The organism is Sabulicella flocculans (assembly GCF_045449635.1).
In the GTDB taxonomy this organism is placed as follows: Bacteria; Pseudomonadota; Alphaproteobacteria; order Acetobacterales; family Acetobacteraceae; genus Roseococcus.
Genome location: NZ_JBJJBR010000005.1, coordinates 1 through 16,254, shown reverse-complemented (window position 1 = coordinate 16,254; position 16,254 = coordinate 1). Strand labels below are relative to the sequence as shown.

17 protein-coding genes and 1 tRNA gene are annotated in these 16,254 nt (G+C 73.1%); 6 read left to right on the top strand and 12 right to left on the bottom strand.

The features are described from left to right. Nucleotides 1–39 precede the first annotated feature (39 nt). The 3 genes from ACI6QG_RS07610 to ACI6QG_RS07600 are packed head-to-tail and all read right to left on the bottom strand — an operon-like array spanning nt 40 to nt 1,672. Nucleotides 40–402 (bottom strand): MerR family transcriptional regulator, encoded by a 363-nt coding sequence (locus tag ACI6QG_RS07610; protein WP_407023985.1) that lies wholly within the window; start codon nt 400–402, stop codon nt 40–42. After that, on the bottom strand, nt 399–701 hold the full coding sequence (locus tag ACI6QG_RS07605) for an integration host factor subunit alpha (RefSeq protein WP_407023984.1): 303 nt from the start codon (nt 699–701) through the stop codon (nt 399–401). Before ACI6QG_RS07605 ends, ACI6QG_RS07610 begins: the two co-directional genes overlap by 4 nt. A gap of 53 nt (nt 702–754) precedes the next feature. After that, nucleotides 755–1,672: a TIM44-like domain-containing protein gene (locus ACI6QG_RS07600; protein WP_407023983.1), complete on the bottom strand. Its 918-nt coding sequence runs from the start codon at nt 1,670–1,672 to the stop codon at nt 755–757. 117 nt (nt 1,673–1,789) lie between these two features. Between ACI6QG_RS07600 and ACI6QG_RS07595 the strand changes: the two genes are divergently transcribed. Beyond that, nucleotides 1,790–1,984, top strand: coding sequence for a hypothetical protein (locus ACI6QG_RS07595; protein WP_407023982.1), 195 nt, complete (start codon nt 1,790–1,792; stop codon nt 1,982–1,984). Here the strand turns inward: ACI6QG_RS07595 and ACI6QG_RS07590 are convergent. Continuing rightward, the gene (locus ACI6QG_RS07590) at nt 1,956–3,944 is read right to left on the bottom strand and encodes a TRAP transporter permease (RefSeq protein ID WP_407023981.1); all 1,989 of its coding nucleotides are present in this window, start codon (nt 3,942–3,944) and stop codon (nt 1,956–1,958) included. The two genes, ACI6QG_RS07595 and ACI6QG_RS07590, sit on opposite strands and share 29 nt — an antisense overlap. A gap of 177 nt (nt 3,945–4,121) precedes the next feature. Between ACI6QG_RS07590 and ACI6QG_RS07585 the strand changes: the two genes are divergently transcribed. Continuing rightward, nucleotides 4,122–5,345: an NADP-dependent isocitrate dehydrogenase gene (locus ACI6QG_RS07585; protein ID WP_407023980.1), complete on the top strand. Its 1,224-nt coding sequence runs from the start codon at nt 4,122–4,124 to the stop codon at nt 5,343–5,345. A gap of 4 nt (nt 5,346–5,349) precedes the next feature. Then, nucleotides 5,350–6,039, top strand: coding sequence for a DUF599 domain-containing protein (locus ACI6QG_RS07580; RefSeq protein WP_407023979.1), 690 nt, complete (start codon nt 5,350–5,352; stop codon nt 6,037–6,039). On the opposite strand, the gene ACI6QG_RS07575 is transcribed toward ACI6QG_RS07580, so the two are convergent. Further along, nucleotides 6,036–6,509, bottom strand: a complete 474-nt coding sequence (locus tag ACI6QG_RS07575; RefSeq protein ID WP_407023978.1) for an Lrp/AsnC family transcriptional regulator — start codon at nt 6,507–6,509, stop codon at nt 6,036–6,038. The two genes, ACI6QG_RS07580 and ACI6QG_RS07575, sit on opposite strands and share 4 nt — an antisense overlap. Nucleotides 6,510–6,609: 100 nt before the next feature. Between ACI6QG_RS07575 and phhA the strand changes: the two genes are divergently transcribed. Then, complete coding sequence (gene phhA / locus ACI6QG_RS07570; RefSeq protein WP_407023977.1) at nt 6,610–7,434, top strand: phenylalanine 4-monooxygenase; 825 nt, start codon at nt 6,610–6,612, stop codon at nt 7,432–7,434. Nucleotides 7,435–7,446: 12 nt separating this feature from the next. Next, entirely contained in the window at nt 7,447–8,547 is a 1,101-nt protein-coding gene (gene hppD / locus ACI6QG_RS07565; RefSeq protein WP_407023976.1) for a 4-hydroxyphenylpyruvate dioxygenase, read from the top strand. A gap of 25 nt (nt 8,548–8,572) precedes the next feature. Here the strand turns inward: hppD and ACI6QG_RS07560 are convergent, their stop codons facing one another. From ACI6QG_RS07560 to ACI6QG_RS07550, 3 genes are all read right to left on the bottom strand, one after another. Then, a complete protein-coding gene (locus ACI6QG_RS07560; RefSeq protein ID WP_407023975.1) occupies nt 8,573–9,049 on the bottom strand; it encodes a hypothetical protein in 477 nt (158 codons plus the stop codon). A gap of 31 nt (nt 9,050–9,080) precedes the next feature. Continuing rightward, a tRNA-Pro gene (locus ACI6QG_RS07555) sits at nt 9,081–9,157 on the bottom strand. A 35-nt stretch (nt 9,158–9,192) separates the two neighbouring features. Continuing rightward, nucleotides 9,193–10,251, bottom strand: a complete 1,059-nt coding sequence (locus ACI6QG_RS07550) for an alcohol dehydrogenase (protein WP_407023974.1) — start codon at nt 10,249–10,251, stop codon at nt 9,193–9,195. 100 nt (nt 10,252–10,351) lie between these two features. Between ACI6QG_RS07550 and ACI6QG_RS07545 the strand changes: the two genes are divergently transcribed. Continuing rightward, complete coding sequence (locus ACI6QG_RS07545) at nt 10,352–12,592, top strand: fused MFS/spermidine synthase (RefSeq protein WP_407023973.1); 2,241 nt, start codon at nt 10,352–10,354, stop codon at nt 12,590–12,592. Here ACI6QG_RS07545 and ACI6QG_RS07540 read toward each other — a convergent pair whose 3' ends face one another. From ACI6QG_RS07540 to ACI6QG_RS07525, 4 genes are all read right to left on the bottom strand, one after another. Next, a complete protein-coding gene (locus ACI6QG_RS07540) occupies nt 12,593–13,078 on the bottom strand; it encodes an RNA pyrophosphohydrolase (protein ID WP_407023972.1) in 486 nt (161 codons plus the stop codon). It lies immediately after the preceding gene. Further along, nucleotides 13,075–14,100 carry a divergent polysaccharide deacetylase family protein gene (locus ACI6QG_RS07535; protein WP_407023971.1) on the bottom strand — a complete coding sequence of 342 codons (1,026 nt, stop codon included), beginning with the start codon at nt 14,098–14,100 and terminating at the stop codon, nt 13,075–13,077. The genes ACI6QG_RS07540 and ACI6QG_RS07535 overlap by 4 nt, the downstream gene beginning before the upstream one ends. A gap of 9 nt (nt 14,101–14,109) precedes the next feature. After that, nucleotides 14,110–15,486, bottom strand: coding sequence for a S41 family peptidase (locus ACI6QG_RS07530; RefSeq protein ID WP_407023970.1), 1,377 nt, complete (start codon nt 15,484–15,486; stop codon nt 14,110–14,112). A 142-nt stretch (nt 15,487–15,628) separates the two neighbouring features. Beyond that, the coding region (locus ACI6QG_RS07525) for a murein hydrolase activator EnvC family protein (protein WP_407023969.1) at nt 15,629–16,254 on the bottom strand (626 nt) is incomplete at its 5' end.

Genomic DNA, 16,254 nt, shown 5'->3' with positions numbered 1-16,254 from the left:
TGCCGCCCCGGCCTCGCCGGGGGCGCTGCGCCGCCTTCCCTATCCGCGCCGGCTCAGGCGGCGCAGGGCGGCGGCGATGGCGTCCAGCTCCTCCATCACCCCGGCCTCCGGGCTGGCGGGCGGCGGTGCCTCGCTGTCCTCCAGCAGGCGCTGCACGCCCTTGATGGTGTAGCCCTGGGTGTAGAGCAGGTCGGCGATGCGGCGCAGCAGCGCCAGGTCCTCGGGCCGGTAGTAGCGGCGGCCGCCGCCGCGCTTCAGCGGCTGCAATGTGGGGAACTTGGTTTCCCAGAACCGCAGCACGTGCTGCGGCACGTTCAGCTCCTCCGCGGCCTCGCTGATGGTGCGGAAGGCGCCGGCGGCCTTGCGCGGGCGGGCCCCGTTGGCATGGGCCACGGCGCTCATGCCGGAACCGCCTCGCGCGGGTTGATGCGGCCGCGCAGCTGCTGCGAGGGGCGGAAGGCCAGCACCCGGCGGGGCGGGATGGGCACCTCCTCGCCGGTCTTGGGGTTGCGGCCGACTCGCTGGCCCTTGTGCCGCACCGCGAAGGTGCCGAAGCCGGTGATCTTCACCTGCTGGCCGTCCTCCAGCGCGGCCGACACCGCCTCCAGCACCGCTTCCAGCAGCGCGGCGCTTTCGCTGCGCGAGAGGCCGACCGCCGCGTAGATCGCCTCGGCAAGGCCCGATCGGGTAAGGGTCTCCATCGAATCCTGCGAAGTGGCTGGAATCGCAGGGAAGCCGCTGGAGGCCCTGCCCGTCAACCTGTCTGCTGGATCGCCGACAGCTGCCAGGGCCCGCCGGGCACGCGGACGAAGGTCCACAGCTCCGTCGCCACGTCGCGGCGCTCGGGGTCGCCCTCCGTCACGCGGCCGGTCGCGGTCTCGCGCGTCACGTCCACCAGGGAGAAGCGCATGGCCACGGTGGCGTATTCGCGCGCGCCCTCCCGCCATGTCTCGGCGAGGTCGCCCTGCTCCAGCCGCACGTCGCGCGTCTCGTTGCGCCAGCCGCGGGCGTCCAGCGCGGCGTAGTCGTCGCGGAAGTAGCCCACCATCTCCGGCGTCGCGAGGCGCGACAGGGCGGACAGGTCACGGGCGGACCAGGCGGCGTTGACGTCGCGCAGCAGCGCCTCGAAGGCGGCGTAGTCGGCCTGGGCGATGGAGACCGGCGCCGCGGCCGCGCCGGCGGAGCCGCCAAGGCGTGGCGCCCCGCCCTCCATGGTGCGGGCCATGCCGGCCGGGGCCGGCTGGGCGCGGCGCCGCAGCACCGCCATCAGCAGCAACACCAGCCCGGCGATGAGGGCGAGCTGCAGCATGACCCCGAGCAGGCCGGCGAACCCGCCGGACAGGAAGCCGCCGCCCAGCATCAGCCCCAGCAACCCGCCGCCCAGCAGCCCGGCGAGGAAGGGGTTGCGGCCGAAGAAGCCGCCCTGCGCCCCTTGCGGGCGCAGCGCGCCGGGGGCCGCCTGCGGGGCGGCCGGGCGCGCGGCCTCGGTCTGGGTGCGCTCGAACGGGCGGGCCTGGTTGGGCGCGGTGTTGGTCGGGGGAGGCGCCTGGTAGGTGCGCGCCCCGCGCGAACCGGAGGACGCCCTGCCGCCCGGCCGGGCCTCGGCCAGCACGGGGGCCAGCGCCAGCAGCGCGGCGGCGGCGATGGTCAGGATGCGGGCAGGGCGGCGCATGGGGCGGCGATTCCTTCGGCTTCTCTCAACTGTGACATAAATGGTGCGGGACATCCCCGATTGCGAGGGCATGCACCGCTCTGTCATCCTGGCCCAATGCGGGACAGGAGGGTTCGGATGCGCAGGATGGCGCCGCTGGCGGTGCTGCTGGCCGTGGCGGGATGCGCGGCGAGCCCCATCCCGCCCTGGCCGCGGGCGGGGATGATGCCGCCCTCCCCCCACATGCCGGTGCCGCTGGACCGCGACGATGACGAGGAGGAGGAGGGCGTGATGCTGGCCGGCCTCATCCCCCGGCCGGGGCCGGCGGCCTGACGCGCCGGGCCCACTGGGCCGCCAGCAGCAGCGCCCCCAGCCCCAGGCCGACCCAGTGCGGGGCGGGGATGGAATCCCGCGCCACCGCCTCGACGATGGCGGGGAACACCATCAGCAGCCCGGCCAGGCCCATCAGCCAGCGCTCCCACACGGGCATGACGCGGATGGCGAAGCCCTGGCAGGCGGCGGCCAGCGCCGCCAGTCCCAGCGTGGCCAGCACCACCTGCCAGGCCACGTCCACCCAGGTCATGTCGCCCACGAAGTTCAGCAGCAGCCCCACCCCCTGCGGGTCGGTGACGAAGACGAAGGGCAGCACGAAGGCCGGCAGGGTGTACTTCCACGCCATCAGCGTGGTGCGGTAGGGGCCGGCCCCGGTGATGGCGGCCGCCGCGAAGGGCGACAGCGCCGTCGGCGGCGACACCTCGCTCAGCACCGCGTAGTAGAACACGAACATGTGCGCCGCGTAGTCCGGCACGCCCAGCTTGATGAGGGCGGGTGCGGCCACCACCGCGCAGATGATGTAGGAGGCGGTGACCGGCACCGCGAGCCCGACGATCCACACGATCAGCGCGGTGTAGAGCGCGGTGACGATGAGCGAGCCGCCGGCCGCCTGGATGGCGATGTCGCTGAACTTCAGCCCCAGCCCGGTCAGCGTGATGCAGCCCACGATGATGCCGGCGCAGGCGCAGGTGGCGGCGATGCCGATGGCCTGTTCGGAGCCGTTGGCCAGGGTGCGGACCAGGCGCAGCGGCGTCAGCGCCGTCTCGCGGTCCAGGAAGGACAGCGCCACGGCGAGGCCCATGGCGTAGAGCACGCTCAGCGTCGCCGAGTAGCCCAGCGCCATGAAGCCGATGATCGCGACCAGGGAGGTGAAGTGGTACCAGCCGCGGCGGAACATCGCCCCCGCGCGCTCGGTGGCCAGCGGCGCGTCGTCCAGAGCGGCGTCCCCGCGCGCGGCGCGGATGCGGCGCTGGTCCAGCTCCACCATGAAGATCAGCGCGGCGTAGTAGAGGACGGTGGGGATGAGGGCCATCACCAGCACGTCGAGGTAGGAGATCTTGAGGTACTCGGCGATCAGGAAGGCCGCCGCGCCCATGATGGGCGGCGAGATGATGGCCCCCAGCCCGCCCGCCGCCAGCAGCCCGCCGGCGTCGTGCGGCGTGTAGCCCACCTTGCGCATCATCGGCCACGCCACGGTGCCGATGGTCACGGTGGTGGCCACGCCCGAGCCCGAGGGCCCGCCCAGCAGGAAGGCGCTCAGCACCACGGTGCGCCCCGCGCTGGACGGCTTGCCCCCGGTGGCGGCGAAGGAGAAGTCCACGAAGAACTTGCCCGCCCCCGTCGCGCCCAGGATGGCGCCGTAGATGGTGAACAGGATGATCAGCGTGGCCGAGACGTCCACCGCCGTGCCGAACACCCCTTCCAGCGTGATGGCGAGGTGGGGGATCAGGCGCTCGGCGTCGTAGCCGCGGTGCTGCCAGGGCGGCGGCAGCAGGTTGCCGAAGGAGGCGTAGAGCAGGAAGCAGATGGCCACCACCGGCATGATCCAGCCGGTGCAGCGCCGCGTCACCTCCATCACCAGGGCCAGCAGCAGCCAGCCGACGGCGAGGTCCATCGGCTCGGGGAAGATGATGCGGTCCTGCAGGTCGTCGCCGCCCGAGATCAGGTACCAGGTGACGTAGATGCCCGCCGCCACCAGCGCCCAGTCCCAGGGCATGAAGCGGTCGCGGAAGCGCCGCGCGGCGGGGAACAGCAGGAAGCCCAGCACCAGCGTGAAGCCCACATGGGCGAAGCGCAGCGTGGTGGTGGGGACGATGCTCCAGGCGGCGTAGAGGTGGAACAGGCTCATCAGCAGGGCGATGCCCACGGCCACCTTGCCCAGCAGGCCGTGGAAGCGGTTCATCGCGCCTTCCTCGGCCTCGATGAGCTGCTCCACCCGCGCCGCGGTGGCGGCGTCCATTCCTGGCGTCTGGCTCATCGCCGCGACTCCCCCTGCTTGCGCCCTCTGTGCCGCAATGCGCGGCCGGCGGGAAGCCCGGCTTGATGGCGGCCCCCCGGGGTGCGATGGTCCGCCGCGCTGACGGGCAGCGAGGCGCCGGGGGAAGCCGGCCGATTTCAAGCTAGGGCAAGGACGAGCATGGCCAAGATCAAGGTCAAGACGCCGGTCGTGGAGATGGACGGCGACGAGATGACGCGCATCATCTGGGGGTTCATCAAGGACCGCCTGATCCTGCCCTACCTGGACATCGACCTGAAGTATTACGACCTGGGCATCGAGTACCGCGACCAGACCGACGACCAGGTGACGGTGGACGCCGCCCACGCCACCAAGCAGTACGGCGTGGCCGTGAAGTGCGCGACCATCACCCCCGACGAGGCGCGGGTGAAGGAGTTCGGCCTCAAGAAGATGTGGCGCAGCCCGAACGGCACCATCCGCAACATCCTCGACGGCACCATCTTCCGCGAGCCGATCATCTGCTCCAACGTGCCGCGCCTGGTGCCGCACTGGAGCAAGCCGATCGTCGTCGGCCGCCACGCCTATGGCGACATCTACCGCGCCGCCGAGACCAAGATCCCCGGCGCCGGCAAGGCGACGCTCACCTGGACCCCCGCCGGCGGCGGCGAGGCGGTGACGCTGGAGGTGACGAACTTCCCGGCCGGCGGCGGCGTGCTGATGGGCATGCACAACACGCGCGCCTCCATTGAGGGCTTCGCGCGCGCCTGCCTGAACTATGGGTTGGCCCGCAACTACCCGGTTTACCTGAGCCACAAGAACACCATCCTCAAGGCCTATGACGGCGAGTTCAAGGACATCTTCCGCCGCGTCTTCGACACCGAGTTCGCCGACCGCTACAAGGCCGCCAGCCTCACCTACGAGGACCGCCTGATCGACGACATGGTCGCCTGCGCCCTGAAGTGGGAAGGCGGCTATGTCTGGGCCTGCAAGAACTACGACGGCGACGTGCAGAGCGACATCGTGGCGCAGGGCTTCGGCAGCCTGGGCCTGATGACCTCCGTGCTGCTGTCCCCCGATGGCGCCACGGTGGAATCCGAGGCGGCGCACGGCACGGTGACGCGCCACTACCGCCAGCACCAGAAGGGCCAGGAGACGAGCACCAACCCGATCGCCTCCATCTTCGCCTGGACGCGCGGCCTCGCCTATCGCGGCAAGTTCGACAACACGCCCGACGTGGTCGCCTTCGCCGAGGCCCTGGAGAAGGTGTGCGTGGACACGGTCGAGGGCGGGCAGATGACCAAGGACCTCGCCATCCTCATCGGCCCGGAGCAGCCCTGGCTGAACACCCAGGCCTTCCTCGCCGCGCTGGACGAGAACCTGAAGAAGGAAATGGCGAAGGCCTGACGCCATGTGGGGCGTGCCGGCGCTGGACCTCCTGGCGCTGGCCGTCTTCGCCCTGTGCTGGGTGGGCTACGCGGCCATCGTGGACCGCGTGCCCGCCATCCGCGCCCGCTCGGTGATCGCCGCGATGGACGAGCACCGGCGGCGCTGGATGCTGGCGTTGCTGGAGCGCGACAACCGCATCCTCGACACGCAGATCGTCGGCAACCTGATGAACTCGACGAGCTTCCTGGCCAACACCTCTATCTTCATCCTGGGGGGCCTGGTGGCGCTGCTGGGCGCGCCTGACCTGGGGCGGCGCGTGCTGTCCTCCCTGCCCTTCGCCGAGCCGCCGACCAACGACTGGGCGTGGGAGATCCGCATCGGCCTGCTGCTGCTCATCTTCATCCGCGCCTTCTTCGAGCTGACCTGGGCGCTGCGGCACTTCAACTACGGCTCCATCGTCATGGGCTCCATCATGCCCGGCAAGGCCGACCGCACGCGGGCGCTGGCGGCGGCGGAGGTGATGAACCGCGCCGGCCGGCACTTCAACACCGGGCTGCGCGCCTACTACTTCGGCCTCGCCGCCCTGGCCTGGATCGTGCACCCGGTGGCGCTGATGCTCGCCTCGCTGCTGGTGGTGCGGGAGCTGCACCGGCGGGAGTTCAAGTCGGTGCTGCGCGAGGCGCTGACGCGCGAGGCATCGCGCGGCTTCTAGACCGGCACGCGCCCCGGCGGCTTCAGCGTCGCCAGCACGAAGCTGCTGCGCGTCTCCTTCACGCCGGGCAGGCGCAGCAGGGCGCGGGTGGCGAAGTCGCCGAAGGCGTCCATGTCGGGCGCCAGCACGTGCAGCAGGTAGTCCATGTCGCCGCTCATCGTGTAGGCGGCGATCACCTCCTCGCGCTGCGCCAGGGCGGCGTGGAAGCGCTCCACCACCTCCTCGGCGTGGCTCACCAGCGCCACCTGCACGAAGGCCTGCAAGGGCAGGCCCAGCCGCCGCGGGTCCAGCCGCGCGCCATAGCCCTGGATGACGCCCTCCTCCTCCAGCCGGCGCACCCGGCGCTGGCAGGGCGTGGCGGAGAGGCCCACCTGCTCAGCCAGCGCCACCACGGGCAGGCGCCCATCGCCCTGCAAGGCGCGCAGGATGCGGCGGTCGGCGGCGTCCAGCGCCACCGGAGGGGATTTCACCACGCAAGCCTTCCTTCTGGGTGATTTCGCGCTGCACAAGAGCTGGCAACGGCGCATCTTCGGCGAAAACCGTCATCCGTGGTAGGGTATTCCTGGAGGCATGAACGCGATCGCCCCCGCCCCGAACCTGCGCGGCGACTACGCAGCCGCCGCGCCGGACTACACCCTGCCGCAGCGCCACGCCGCCATCCCGCCGGCCGACCACGCCACCTGGCGCGAGTTGCACCGCCGGCAATCGGCGCTGTTTCCCCGCCACGCCGCCCGCGCCTCTCGGGACGGGCTGGCGCTGCTGGACTGCGCCGATGGCGTGCCCGACCTGGCGCGCGCCTCCGCCGCGCTGGGCGCGCGCACCGGCTGGTCGCTGGTGGCGGTGCCGGGGCTGATCCCAGAGGACGCCTTCTTCGCCCACTTGGCGGCGCGCCGCTTCCCGGTGACGCACTGGATCCGCCGGCCGGAGGAGATGGACTACCTGGAGGAGCCGGACATCTTCCACGACTTCCTGGGCCACGTGCCGCTGCTGGCCCATCCGGACTTCGCCGACTTCCTGCAAGGCTACGGCGCGCATGGCGCCTTCGCGCAGCGCCACGGCGCGTTGCGGCCGATGGCGCGGCTGTACTGGCACATGGTGGAGTTCGGCCTGATCCGCGAGGAAGGTGGCGTGCGCGCCTACGGCGCCGGCATCCTGTCCTCCGCCGCCGAGACGGTGTTCGCCACCGAGAGCGCGGTGCCCCGCCTGCGCTTCGACGCCGCGCGGGTGCTGCGCACCGAATACCGCATCGACGACCTCCAGCCGCTCTACTTCGTCATCGAGCACTACCGCGAGCTCTTCGCCCTGCTGGACGGGCTGGAAGGCGCGCTGCTGGCCGCGCGCGACGCCCCGCCCATCCCGGTCGGCGCCGTGCTGCCCACCGACACCCGCATCTGAGAAGGACCGACCATGGACATCCCCCCCGACCGCACCGCCGACGCCGGGACCATCACCGACCTCAACCCGATGGGCACCGACGGCTTCGAGTTCGTCGAGTTCACCGGCCTCGACCAGGCGCAGCTGCGCGCGGTGTTCGAGCGGCTGGGCTTCAGCATGGTGGCGCGGCACCGCTCCAAGGACGTCTCGCTGTGGCGGCAGGGCCAGGTGAACTTCATCCTGAACGCCGAGCCCTCCTCCTTCGCGCAGGCCTTCGGCAAGGTGCACGGCCCCTCAGCCTGCGCCATGGCCTTCCGCGTGGCCGACGCCACCTACGCCTATGACCGCGCCATCCAGCTCGGCGCGCGGCCCTTCCACGGCAAAGTGGGGCCGATGGAGCTGAACATCCCGGCCATCGAGGGCATCGGCGGCAGCCTGATCTACTTCGTGGACCGCTATGGCGCACACGGCTCCATCTACGACGTGGACTTCAAGTTCCTCGACGGCGTGGACCCGCACCCCAGGGGCCACGGGCTGACGGTGATCGACCACCTAACGCACAACGTGCATCGCGGCCGCATGGACGCCTGGGCCGGCTTCTACGAGCGCCTCTTCAACTTCCGCGAGATCCGCTACTTCGACATCGAGGGCAAGCTGACCGGGCTGAAGTCCAAGGCGATGACCTCGCCCTGCGGCCAGATCCGCATTCCCATCAACGAGTCCAGCGACGACAAGAGCCAGATCGAGGAATACCTGCGCGCCTATGGCGGCGAGGGCATCCAGCACATCGCCATGGGCACGGAGGACATCTACGCCTCCGTCGAGGGACTGCGCGAACGCGCGGTGCGCTTCCTCGACACCCCCGACACCTATTACGAGCTGTTGCCGCAGCGCCTGCCGGACACCGGCGAGGACCTCGCGCGCATGGCCCGCAACCGCATCCTGATGGATGGCTCGCCCTCCGGCGGGCGCTTGCTGCAGATCTTCACCGAGACGGTGATCGGCCCGATCTTCTTCGAGCTGATCCAGCGCAAGGGCGACCAGGGCTTCGGCGAGGGCAACTTCCGCGCCCTGTTCGAATCCATCGAACTCGACCAGGTGCGGCGCGGCGTGCTGAAGCCGGCCGCCGAGTAGGCCGGCGCCCGGGGCGCCGCCCGCCTCAGCGACGCGGCGCCTCGGCGATCCCGATGCGGAAGGCCGCCGGGCTGGACCGCGAGCGCCAGCGCAGCCCCAGCCCGCGGCTGCCGGGCGGAATGCGCTCCGCCTCGCTGTTCTGCACTTCGATGGCGTTGCCCGCGGCATCGAGGAACGACACCTCGGCCAGGATGTCCACCGCATCGAAGGAACAGGATTCAACGGTGACGGACACTTCCGCCGTCCCGCCGGGCAGGCGGGCCGCCGCGACCTCCGTCACCAGCAGCGCGCGGTTCAGCGCCGCGCCCTCCACCACGGCGCCGCGCCGGCCGCGATTGGCCATCGGTTCCGGGCCCGCGGGCAGGATGCCGGGGGCGCTGGCCGTCTCGGCATTCACCAGGGGCGCGGCCTCGCAGGGGCCGGAGGCGGTGCGCAGCGTCGCCATGCCGTCGCCGCAGGCGGAGAGGGCGAGCAAGGGCAGCAGGAACAGGCAACGGTTCAAGGACGACCTCCGCGTCACGCGCGGGGCCGGATGGTCGGAGCGGCGGGATTCGAACCCACGACCCCCAGTCCCCCAGACTGATGCGCTACCAGGCTGCGCTACGCTCCGACTGGCGCCGCCTGTAGCACCGCTTCGCCGGCGGCTCAACCCGCCGTCAGGATGATGCGCCCAGTCACCTTGCCCTCGCGCAGGCGGTTCAGCGCCCAGTCCGCTTTCTCGAAGGGCTCTTGCGAGACGGGGATGGGCGGCACCTGCCCCTGCTGCGCCAGCCCCACCAGCTCCCGCAGCTCGGGCAGGGAGCCGACATAGCTGCCCTGGATGGTCAGCGCCTTGATGGGCATCAGCGGCAGCGGCACCCGCATCTCGCCGCCGAACAGCCCCACCTGCACCAGCTTGCCGCCCTTGCCCAGCGCGTCGAAGGCCGCCGCGGCGGTGGCCGAGCCGTTCACCAGGTCCATCACCGCCATCACCGGCCCGCCGCAGGCGGCCAGGATGCGCTTGGCCGTGTCCTCGCCCGCCTGCACCGTGGCGCTCGCGCCCTGGGCGGTGGCGGCCTCCAGCTTCGCCGGGTCCAGGTCCACCGCGCAGATGGCGCGGTGGCCCAGGGCGCGCAGGATGGCGATGGCCTGCAGCCCCAGCCCGCCGGCGCCCACCACCACCACGAATTCCTCCGCGCCCAGCGGCATCAGCTTGCGGATGGCCGAGAACACCGTGACGCCCGAGCACGCGTAGGTGGCTGCCAGCGCCGGATCCAGCCCCTCGATCGGCACCAGGTGCTTCCAGTGCGTCGCCAGCACGTGGGTGGCGTAGCCGCCGTGCTGGTACACGCCCAGCGCGCGCGGGCGCACCGCGCACATGTTCTCCTCCTCGGCGGCGCAGCGCGCGCAGGTGCCGCAGCCCACCCAGGGGAACACCAGCCGCACGTCGCCCGCCTTCACCCGGCCCTCGGCGCCCGGTCCCCACTTGGCGACGCGGCCGACGATCTCGTGCCCCATGGCCAGCGGCAGGGACAGGCCGCGGTCGGCCATGCGCAGCTTGCCGCGCGCGCCCAGGTCGTACTCGCCCTCCCAGATGTGCAGGTCGGAATGGCAGACGCCGGCATGCGTCACCTCCAGAAGCACCTCGTCGCCCTGCGGCTCGGGCGTGGGCAGCTCGATCTCCTGCAGCGGCTTCCCGTTCTCGACGACGGCCCAGGCCTTCATGGACGTTCCCCTTTTCCTTGCCCGACAGATGGGAAACCCCGCGCGGCGGCGGGTCAAGCGGCTTGCCGCACGCCGCGCCCGCCAGCAATCTGGCGCGCACATGACGCGCCTGATGACCGCCTTCTTTCTCTCCGGCTTCGGGGCGCTGCTCTGCCAGATCGTCTGGCAGCGCATGCTGGGGGTCTTCGCCGGCTCCGACACCATCTCCGCCGCGCTGGTGGTCGGCGCCTTCCTCACCGGGCTGGGGCTGGGCTCCATCATCGGCGCCAAGTGGGCGGACCGGCTGTCGCCGCGCGCCGCCCTGCTGGGCTTCGCGCTGTGCGAGGCGGGGGTGGCGGGATTCGCGCTGCTGTCCAAGCCAATCCTCTACGACCTCATCGCCATGCGGCTCTCCGCGCAGGTGTCCAGCGCGCCGGCCACCTTCGCCCTGTGCTTCGCCGCGCTGGTGGTGCCCACCACGCTGATGGGCGCCTCCCTGCCCTTCCTGGCGCGCGCCATCGCCACCAGCCTGGACACGGTGGCCGAGCGCATCGGCGCGCTCTACGGCATGAACACCCTGGGCGCCGGGCTGGGGGCGCTGCTGGGCGGCTGGCTCATCGTCGGCAAGCTGGGCTTTCCCGGCGCGCTGGGCCTCGCCGCGGGGCTGGACCTGCTGGCCGCCGCGCTGGCGCTGACCCTGCTGCGCGCCACCCCGGCCACCGCCCCCGCCCCGCCCGCCCGCGCCGCCGCCACCGGCGCGGCGGCGCCCTTCGGCGGGCTGCCCCTGTGGTGCGTGCTGGTGTTCCTGTCGGGCTACGTCATCGTCGCGCTGGAGATCGTGTGGGTGCGCGTGCTGGGCCAGTTCGGCCAGTACCACGCCTACCTGTTCCCCACCGTGCTGGGGGTGTTCCTGCTGGCCGACGGCGCCGGCATGGCCCTGGCCGCGCGCATGGTCCGCCGCCTGTCCGACCCGCGCCCGGCCTTCTTCCTCACCCAGGGGCTGGGCTTCGTGCTGGGCGCGGCGCTGCTGGGCGCGCTGTGGCTCGCCATCGGCCTGCCGCCGCTGCGCGACTGGATGGGGGCCGACTTCGACCGCTTCGGCGGGCGCGAGGTCGCGCTGTCCACCGCCATCATCGTGCTGGTGGTGGCGCCGCCTTCCTTCGTCATCGGCATGACCTTCCCCTTCGTGCAGCGCGCCGTCCAGCAGGACCTGGCCAGCGTCGGCGCGAGGGTGGGCTGGGTGCAGCTGGCCAACATCCTGGGCAACGCCGCCGGCTCCCTGCTCACCGGGCTGGTCACCTTCCACCTGCTGGGCACGGCGGGGACGATGACGCTGCTGGCCGTGCTGTCGCTGCTGCTGCTGCTGTTCTGGCTGGCGCAGTCCCGCGCCGCCCGCGCGCCGATGCTGGCCCTGGCCGCCGCCACCGCCGCCATCGCGCTGCTGACGCCGGCCAACGCCGCCTTCTGGCGCCGCATGCACGGCGTCACCGGCCCCACCTTCGCCACCTGGGGCGAGGACCGCTCCGGCGTCGTGCTCTACCGCGAGCGTGCCACCCTGCCGGGGCGCGAGGACGGGCGCTTCTTCATCATGGGCCACGGCCAGGGCTTCGTGCCCTTCCTGGACACCCACATCCTGCTGGGCATGCTGGGCCCGGTGCTGCACCCCGCGCCGCGGCGGGTGCTGGCCATCGGCATCGGCTCCGGCGGCACGCCCTACGGCGCCACCTTCAACCCGCGCACGGAGGAGGTGCGCGCCATCGAGCTGGTGGGTCCCGTGCTGGATTCGCTGCGCGCCATCGCGCGAGAACGCCCGGACGGCCCGGTGGCCGCCCTGCTGGACGACCGCCGCGTCACCCTGGAATACGGGGATGGCCGCCGCGCCCTCACCCGCGGCGAGGGCCTCTACGACGTCATCGAGGCCGACGCCATCCGCCCGCAATCCTCCCATTCCGGCCTGCTGTATTCGGCCGAGTTCCTCCAGCAGGTGCGCGCGCGGCTGGCCCCGGGCGGCCTCTACGTGCAGTGGGCGCCGACCTGGCGGGTGGTGGACACCTTCGCCGCCGCCTTCCCGCATGCCGTGCTGCTGACGCCGGTGAACGTGATGATCGGCAGCGACCGCCCCATCCCGCTGGACCAGCCGGCCCTGCTGGACCGCCTGCGCGCCCCCGACGCCACCGCCTTCGCCCGCCGCGGCAACCCGGCCTCCACCGACCTCGCGAAGCTGGTGGAGGGCCCGGTCACCGCCTGGACGCCGGCCACCCCGCGCGTGGCGCCGCCGCTGACGGACATGTTCCCGCGCGACGAGTTCTTCCTGAACCACACCCACCTGGACAGCTGGCGCCCGCGCGACGCGCCGCGCTGATCACCCCGCCGCGAAGCGCGCGAAATCCGCCGCCAGCCGCCCGTAGATGGCGCGCTTGAACGGCACCGCCATCGCCGGCAGCTCCGCCAGCGGCGCCCAGCGCCAGGCGTCGAATTCCGGATGCGGGTCGAGGTCCAGGCGGATCTCCGCATCCGTGCCCAGGAAGCGCAGGGCGAACCATTTCTGCGCCTGCCCGCGCCACTTGCCGCCCAGCGCCACGCCGACCAGGTGCGCCGGCAGGTCGTAGCGCAGCCATTCCGGGTGCTCGGCGAGGATCTCGGCGTTGCGGGTGCCGATTTCCTCCTCCATCTCGCGCAGCACGGCCACCGCCGGGTCCTCGCCGGGGTCCATGCCGCCCTGGGGCAGCTGCCAGCCGCCGGCTGCGCCCTCGGCATTGGGCAGGTCGGCGCGGCGGGCCACCAGCACCAGCCCGGCGCGGTTGAACAGCACGGCGCCCACATTGGGGCGATAAGGCAGGTCGCTCACCGCGTCGCTCCGGGCAGGGGGATTCGCACCAGGGCGGAGGGCGGGGCCAGCACCAGCCCGCGCCCCTCCAGCCCCGCCGCCCAGGCGGCGATGCGCCCCACCGCCACCGGCGAGGCGTCGCCCACGTAGCCCAGCGCCGAGCCGCGCTCGCGCGCCACGCGCTCCAGCTGCGCCAGCCGGGCCTCGATCTCGCCGCGGGTCGCCGGCTCGTCCACCACCAGGTCGGTGCCGCGGCCGAGGGCGCGGCCGGGCGGCGGGCTGCCGGGGCGGGGGTCGAAATACAGCAGGCCGCGGCGGCCCAGCGCCTCCTGCAAGGCGCCGAACGGCTCCGGCGCGGCGGCGAAGCGCTCGCCGCGCATCGGCCCCAATGCGCCCACCGCCCCGGCATGGCCGGGGAAGCGGCTCAGCAGCCAGTCCAGGCGGTTGGCGTTCTCGCCCGGCGGCAGCACGGTCAGCAGGGCGCGGTCGCCGGGGTCGTTCAGCGGGAAGCCGGTGGGCTCCAGCGGCAGGGCCAGCAGCGTCTCGAAGCCGCGCGCGCGCGCCTGCTCGATCAGCGGCCGCGCCCAGGAGGCATAGGGGCTGAAGGCCAGCCCGGTGGCCGGCGGCAGCGCGGCGATGGCCTGCTCGGTCAGGGCGGCGTTCATGCCCAGCCCGCCGACGATCAGCGCGATGCGCGGCCGCGCCTCGCGCTGGTCGAAGGGGCGCGAGTACACCAGCATGGGCGAGCGGCCGTCGGGCGCGGCGCGCGGCAGCAGGCCCCAGGCGGAATTTTCCACCAGGTCACGCTCCACCATCGGCGGCAGCGGACCGGCGGGCGGGGTGGGCAGGGCGGCGGCGGGCGGCAGCGGCGCCACCGGCGCGGCGGGGGCGGGAGGGGCGGGCGTGGCTTCAGGCGCGGCGGCGGTCGCCCGCGGCCCGGGCGGCCCGAGCCAAGCCAGCACGGCGGCCCCGCCGCCCAGCAGCAGCAGGATGACGAGCCAGAACCCGGCCAGCGCCCGCCAGCCGGGCACGCGCAACGCCATGCCGGGCCCTCAGCGCGCGGCGCGGCGCTGCGGCTGCGCGCCCAGGGCGCGGGCCAGCACCAGCGCCTGCTGGAGCTGGAAGTCGGTTTCCGGCTTGGTCGGGTCCAGCGTGGGGAAGCCCTCAGGGGGCTGGCGCTGCACGCGGTCCAGCACCGCGGCGGGCAGGTTCAGCGGCGGCGGCGCCGCCTGGGCCTGCGGCGTGCCGCCCTCGTTGCGCAGCGAGCGCCGGAGGTCCGCCTCGCGCTCGCGCGCCGGGGCGGCGGCCTGGGCGTCCTGCCGCGTGGCCCGCACCTCGATGTCCGGCTCGATGCCGGTGTTCTGGATGGAGCGGCCGGAGGGCGTGTAGTAGCGCGCCGTGGTCAGCCGGATGGCGCCGTTCTGGGCGCCTAGCGGGATGACCGTCTGCACCGAGCCCTTGCCGAAGCTGCGGGTGCCGATCACCACCGCGCGCCGGTGGTCCTGCAGCGCGCCGGCCACGATCTCGGAGGCGCTGGCCGAGCCGCCGTTGATGAGGATGACCAGCGGGATGCCGCCGGTGATGTCGCCCGCGCGGGCGTTCCAGCGCTGCGCGTCCTCGTTGCGGCGGGCGCGGGTGGAAACGATCTCGCCCTGCTCCAGCAGGTCGTCCGTCACCTGCACCGCCTGGTCCAGCAGGCCGCCGGGGTTGTTGCGCAGGTCCAGGATGATGGCCCGCAGCCCCTGCCCGCCCTGCGAGCGGATGCTCTGCACCGCGCGGCGCAGGTTGACTTCCGTCTGCTCGTTGAAGGAGGACATGCGGATGTAGCCGACGTCGTTGCCCTCCATGCGGAAGCGCACCACCTGCGGGCGGATGACGTCGCGGGTGATGGACAGCTCGATCGGCCGGGCCTCGCCCTCGCGCCGCACGGTGAGGCGGATGGCGGTGCCGCGCTCGCCCCGCATCTGCTCCACCGCCTCCTGCAGGGTCAGCCCCTGGGTGGAGTTGCCGTTCAGGTGGGTGATCATGTCGCCGGGCTTGATGCCCGCCCGCGCCGCCGGCGTCTCGTCGATGGGGGAGATGACGCGGATGAAGCCGCCCTCCTGCGTCACCTCGATGCCCAGGCCGCCGAACTCGCCGCGCGTCTGCACGCGCATGTCCTCGAAGTTGCGGGGGCTGAGGTAGGAGGAATGGGGGTCCAGGCCCGAGAGCATGCCGTTCAGCGCGTTCTCGATCAGCTCGCGGTCGCGCACCGGCTCCACGTACTCGGCGCGCACCCGGCCGAACACGTCGCCGAACAGGGACAGCAGGCGGTAGGTCTCGGCGCGGCCGCCATCGGCCTGGGCGAAGGCGCCGACCACGGGCCCGGCGACCAGCCCGGCGGCGAAGGCCCCGGCGACGGCAACGGTGATCCCCAGCTTGGACTTCATCGCGGAATGGCCCCAATCCGGCCCGGTGGAGCCGGACCTTTCCCTGTCATCATAGACGCGCCCCGCCCATCGGGGAAACGCCGGATATCTCCTATGTGGCCCCGGACATGGCGCCATCCACCCTCGGGACATGATGAAGCCGTCAGGAAGGGCGCAGCCAGGGGCGCGGGTCGGCCGCCTCGCCGCGCCTTCGGAGCTCGACATACAGCACCGGGCGGCCTTCGCGCGCCATGACGCCCAGCGGCTCGCCCGCGCCCAGACGCGCGCCCATTCCGACGTCCAGCCGGTCCAGCCCGGCCAGCACCCAGTGCTGCCCGCCGCCGCAATCCAGGATGACCATGCGCCCGTAGGAGCGGAACGGGCCGGCGAAGGCGACCGGCCCGGCGCAGGGCGCGGTGACGCGCGCCCCCGGCGGCGCGGCGATGCTCAGCCCGCGCGACGGCCCGCCCTCGCCCGCCTGGCCCCAGCCGCGCAGCAGGGTTCCGGCCACCGGCCAGGCGCCGGGCTGGGCGGGGGGCTCGGGCGCCGGGCGGGGCTCCGGCCGTGGTTCGGGGCGCGGCGCGGCGGGGCGGCGCGCCGCCTCCAGCCGGCCGCGCGCCTCCTGCCGGTTGCGCTCGGCCTCGATGCGGGCCAGCGCTTCCTCCAGGGTGCGGGCGCGGGCCACCTGCATCTCGGCGCGCAGCAGGGCCTCGCGCTCGGCGGCGCTGCGGCGCTCCGCCTCGCCGCGCGCCTCCGCGATCTGGCGGTCCAGCGCCCCGGCGGCGGCCG

Excerpts from the sequence above, each read along its gene's own strand:
- ACI6QG_RS07610 (WP_407023985.1), bottom strand. The coding sequence starts at position 402 with ATGAGCGCCGTGGCCCATGCCAACGGGGCCCGCCCGCGCAAGGCCGCC.
- ACI6QG_RS07605 (WP_407023984.1), bottom strand. The coding sequence starts at position 701 with ATGGAGACCCTTACCCGATCGGGCCTTGCCGAGGCGATCTACGCGGCG.
- ACI6QG_RS07600 (WP_407023983.1), bottom strand. The coding sequence starts at position 1,672 with ATGCGCCGCCCTGCCCGCATCCTGACCATCGCCGCCGCCGCGCTGCTG.
- ACI6QG_RS07595 (WP_407023982.1), top strand. The coding sequence starts at position 1,790 with ATGCGCAGGATGGCGCCGCTGGCGGTGCTGCTGGCCGTGGCGGGATGC.
- ACI6QG_RS07590 (WP_407023981.1), bottom strand. The coding sequence starts at position 3,944 with ATGGACGCCGCCACCGCGGCGCGGGTGGAGCAGCTCATCGAGGCCGAG.
- ACI6QG_RS07585 (WP_407023980.1), top strand. The coding sequence starts at position 4,122 with ATGGCCAAGATCAAGGTCAAGACGCCGGTCGTGGAGATGGACGGCGAC.
- ACI6QG_RS07580 (WP_407023979.1), top strand. The coding sequence starts at position 5,350 with ATGTGGGGCGTGCCGGCGCTGGACCTCCTGGCGCTGGCCGTCTTCGCC.
- phhA (WP_407023977.1), top strand. The coding sequence starts at position 6,610 with ATGAACGCGATCGCCCCCGCCCCGAACCTGCGCGGCGACTACGCAGCC.
- hppD (WP_407023976.1), top strand. The coding sequence starts at position 7,447 with ATGGACATCCCCCCCGACCGCACCGCCGACGCCGGGACCATCACCGAC.
- ACI6QG_RS07550 (WP_407023974.1), bottom strand. The coding sequence starts at position 10,251 with ATGAAGGCCTGGGCCGTCGTCGAGAACGGGAAGCCGCTGCAGGAGATC.
- ACI6QG_RS07545 (WP_407023973.1), top strand. The coding sequence starts at position 10,352 with ATGACGCGCCTGATGACCGCCTTCTTTCTCTCCGGCTTCGGGGCGCTG.
- ACI6QG_RS07535 (WP_407023971.1), bottom strand. The coding sequence starts at position 14,100 with ATGGCGTTGCGCGTGCCCGGCTGGCGGGCGCTGGCCGGGTTCTGGCTC.
- ACI6QG_RS07530 (WP_407023970.1), bottom strand. The coding sequence starts at position 15,486 with ATGAAGTCCAAGCTGGGGATCACCGTTGCCGTCGCCGGGGCCTTCGCC.